The organism is Rhodoblastus sp., assembly GCF_052145335.1.
Taxonomy (GTDB): domain Bacteria; phylum Pseudomonadota; class Alphaproteobacteria; order Rhizobiales; family Beijerinckiaceae; genus Rhodoblastus.
This window is the reverse complement of sequence record NZ_JBKQOU010000092.1, coordinates 1-3,895: the sequence shown is the minus strand read 5'-3', so window position 1 is coordinate 3,895 and position 3,895 is coordinate 1. Positions and strand designations below refer to the sequence as shown.

The following is a 3,895-nucleotide window of genomic DNA, read 5'->3' as shown; positions in this document are numbered from 1 at the left end:
GGTCCATCATCTCCATGCCGGCGGGAATGATGCCGGCGCCGATGATACGCGCAACACATTCGCCGCAGTCCTCCGACGCGGCAAAGCCGATGAGGGCTGCGCGCGCGGACTCCGCCTTCTTCAGAATGCGCACCGTCACCTCGGTGATAATGCCCAGCAGTCCCTCCGAGCCGGTAACGACGCCCAGGAGATCGTAACCGGCAGAATCCATGTGACTGCCACCGAGCCGCACGACCTCGCCGTTCATAAGTACCAGTTCGCAGCCATGCACGTTGTTGGTGGTGACGCCGTATTTGAGGCAATGCACGCCGCCGGAATTTTCCGCGACATTGCCGCCGATGGTGCAGGCGATCTGGCTGGAGGGATCGGGCGCATAATAAAGGCCGTGGCTTTGCACGGCGTGGGTGATGGCGAGATTGGTCACCCCCGGCTGAACGACGGCGCAGCGATTGGTGATGTCAATGTCGAGAATGCGCTTGAACTTGCCCATTCCGAGCAGCACGCCGTCCTCCAGCGGCAGGGCGCCGCCCGAAAGCGAGGTGCCGGCGCCGCGCGGCACTACCTTGACATCATGCGCCGAGCAATAGCGCAGCACTTCTACAACCTGCGCGGTCGTCTCGGGCAGCACCACCACCATCGGCAATTGCCGATAGGCGGTCAGCCCGTCGCATTCGAAGGCGCGGCGCTCGTGCTCGGCGTCGATTACGCCTTCGCCGGGGACGATCTTTCTCAGCGCCGCGACGATTTCCCCGCGACGCGCCAACACCGCCTGGTCGGGCAGCGGCATCGTGATCATGGAGCAGTCATCCCGATACTGGCTTGGTGGCGTTTCATACTGGCCTTCCTTTCAAGCGTTGATCAGAATCGCGCGAAAATCATTGACGTTGGTGAGGGTGGGGCCGGTGATCACCTGATCCCCCAGCGCCTCGAAAAATCCATGGCCGTCATTGTCCGCAAGGCTTTCCTTGGCGCCAACGCCAAGAACAGCGGCGCGGAAAAGCGTATCGGGCGTGACAATGGCGCCGGCGACCTCTTCGGCGCCGTCGACGCCGTCGGTGTCGCCCGCAATTGCATAGACCCGCTCCAAACCATTAAGTTCGACGGCAAGGGAAAGAAGAAACTCGACATTGCGGCCGCCGCGGCCCTGGCCGCGAACCGTGACTGTGGTTTCGCCGCCCGAGATCAATACACAGGGCGCCGGCGCGGGCTGGCCATGGACGACGACCTGGCGCGCGATTCCGCTCATCACACGGCCGACTTCCGCCGCCTCGCCTTCCAGCGCGTCGCCAAGGATCAAAGGCTGAAATCCGGCCTGGCGCGCGACCTCGGCGGCGGCTTCGAGCGAGGCCTGAGGGGTGGCGATCATACGGATCGAACTACGCGCAAAAACAAGGTCTCCGGGCTTCGGCGTTTCCGCCGCTTCATCGTTCAGACGCTCCAGCGCCGACGGCGGCGCCGCGATGGCGTAACGCTTCAGCACCGCCCTCGCCTCGGCAAGGGTGCTGGCGTCGGGGACGGTCGGACCGGAGGCGATCACCGATGGATCGTCGCCTGGAACATCCGAAATGATCAGCGAAACCACCTGCGCCGGCGCGGCGGCGGCGGCGAGCCGGCCGCCCTTGATCGCCGAAAGATGTTTACGCACGCAATTCATGTCGTCGATGTTCGCGCCGCTTTTCAGCAAGGCGCGATTGATCGCCTGCTTGTCGGCCAGACTGACGCCCGGCGCCGGAAGCGAAAGCAGCGCAGAGCCGCCTCCCGAAATCAGGCAGAGAACGAGATCGTCCGGGCCGAGGCCATGCACCAGATCCAGAATCTTTTGCGCGGCCCCGACACCCGCCGCATCGGGAACAGGATGGCTGGCCTCGACGACCTCGATCCGGCGCAGCGGACCGACGCCGTAGCCGTAACGCGTGACCACGAGCCCTGTCAGGGACCGATTCGCAGGCCAATGAGCGTCAACCGCCGCCGCCATCGAGGCCGCCGCCTTGCCGGCGCCGACGACGATGGTGCGCCCTTTGGGCGGAGGGGGTAAATGGGGGGGCACGACTATGGCGGGGTTGGCCGCAGCTACCGCCGCGTCGAACATGGCCCGCAAAAACGCGCGCTCGTTCATGGCGCAAATCCTCCCCGGCGGATTTTTCCGCTCGTCCGATCATTTCATTTTTTTATCGGGAGGGCGAGGCCGGGCTTTAACTCTGGCTTCATTGCCCGTCGGCGAGCGCCGGACGCCGCGTTTTGCCGGCGATGTACGAGACGATCATGTCGTCGCCGTCGATGCGGACCTGCGGAAACAATTCGAGCGCGCCCGCGACGGCGTCGAGCGCCTTTTCGCTGGCGACGAGTTGACGGACCACGCGTAAACGCGCCGGCTGATCGTCGCCGCCCGCCCCGGCCGGGGAACGGACGATTCTTGCTGTCCAGAGCACATAAGCGCCGGGAAAATCGCGCCAGCGCACAAAGTCCGGTTCGATCGCCTCCCAGTGGTCGACGTTTTCGCGGACGACGAGCTTGTGAAAATCGGCGATTGCCGCCATCGCCTCCAGAAGTCCTTGCGCGCTCCGGGTCTTCGAGACAACGTCGAGCGTATGGGCGCGCAGGGGCTCGCCGGTCACTATGTCGCCTTCCTCGGCGGCAGCCGGCCTGGGCTTGAACTTCCTGCGGAAGGATTGATGGAAATAGGACGGGTCGGTCTTGAGAAAGTCGACGAGTTCCTGCGGCGCATATTCGTTCTTCGGCGTCTCGGTCAGGCGGCGCGGAAACCTGAAAGAGGCGAGCGTGGTCTTCTCCATGACACGCATTCCCTTTTCTGCCACATTGTCGTTCGCGCCGCGGGACAAGCAAAACCGGCGCCGCGGCGAGACCTTTATCTTGGCGGGATGGCGGTCTGGGCCTTTCTGCCGTGAGCGATGCGTCCGAGTAATCCGACCTCGGCCTTCGCCGGAAATGCAGTGGCGAATGCGGCCACTTAAGCCGAGCCAAATTCCGGCTTGGCGCCGCAGGCGCGGGAAGCTCAAGCGGCGCTGGATTTTGAGTGCATGGCGGAGAGGGAGGGATTCGAACCCCCGATACGGTTGCCCGTATGCCGCATTTCGAGTGCGGTGCATTCGACCACTCTGCCACCTCTCCGCAGAGGTTTTGCTTATTGTTCAATGCCTTAGAAACAGAGTGGACTGTCCCTAAAACTGTCCCTATCGGGTGTCCCTATGGGGGAGCCCAGCTTGACGGGCGAGGCGGTAGATACACAGGGATTCGGTCAATGGCAAGGGGCGATAGCTATCTCAAAAAACGGGGCGATGTTTATTGGGTTCGGTTCCAATATCCGCCCGCACTTCAGGAATCCGCCTGCGACCTCTACGGGAAGGTTAAATGGCCGAAGGAACGGGCAAAGAGCCTCGGAGTCACCACTCTCGTTGAGGCGGAAGCCAAGGCAGCTCCCTTCATCGCTGACCACAAGGAATTATTGCTCTATCACACGGCCCGGAACGACGACGTTAACCATTGGGCGAACATGCGGGCCGTCTGGCTGAAGGAGCCGGGGCGTCAAGTTCTGGCGGATGAAACCCAGATCGTTGCGACCGAACTGGAGATAATTACTATCGCCCCTGATGGCTCCGTCTCAACCGAGCCGAACCGTAAGCGTCCAAAACTGGATTATACGGAATGGGCGCAAACACAGCCTCAATTCCAAGCGGCCTATCAGGCTCGCCGCGCCCTGACCAAAGTTCGAGACATAGATGCCGAAGTGATTGAGGCCTACACTACATCTTTGATCCCAGAGTTTGATGGTGCAATCCTATCTCCCGAATGGAGGGATGCGCTATGGGGCAGATTCTTCACGGCAGCGCCACAACGACAAAGGCAGTTCGTCGAGCAATACAAAATAGTCAAGAGA

The 3,895-nt window shown here is 62.2% G+C and carries 4 protein-coding genes and 1 tRNA gene; 1 reads left to right on the top strand and 4 read right to left on the bottom strand.

The window, feature by feature from the left end; translation table 11 throughout:
* From ACLP2E_RS06990 to ACLP2E_RS06975, 4 genes are all read right to left on the bottom strand, one after another.
* On the bottom strand, nt 1-796 hold a 796-nt coding region (locus ACLP2E_RS06990), incomplete at its 3' end, for an FAD-binding protein (RefSeq protein WP_442465503.1).
* A gap of 51 nt (nt 797-847) precedes the next feature.
* Complete coding sequence (locus ACLP2E_RS06985; protein ID WP_442464492.1) at nt 848-2,116, bottom strand: glycerate kinase type-2 family protein; 1,269 nt, start codon at nt 2,114-2,116, stop codon at nt 848-850.
* Nucleotides 2,117-2,204: 88 nt separating this feature from the next.
* The gene (locus tag ACLP2E_RS06980) at nt 2,205-2,792 is read right to left on the bottom strand and encodes a hypothetical protein (RefSeq protein ID WP_442464491.1); all 588 of its coding nucleotides are present in this window, start codon (nt 2,790-2,792) and stop codon (nt 2,205-2,207) included.
* Nucleotides 2,793-3,039: 247 nt separating this feature from the next.
* Nucleotides 3,040-3,129: transfer RNA gene (locus tag ACLP2E_RS06975), tRNA-Ser, on the bottom strand.
* A 130-nt stretch (nt 3,130-3,259) separates the two neighbouring features.
* Here ACLP2E_RS06975 and ACLP2E_RS06970 point away from each other — a divergent pair.
* On the top strand, nt 3,260-3,895 hold a 636-nt coding region (locus tag ACLP2E_RS06970; RefSeq protein ID WP_442465502.1), incomplete at its 3' end, for a hypothetical protein.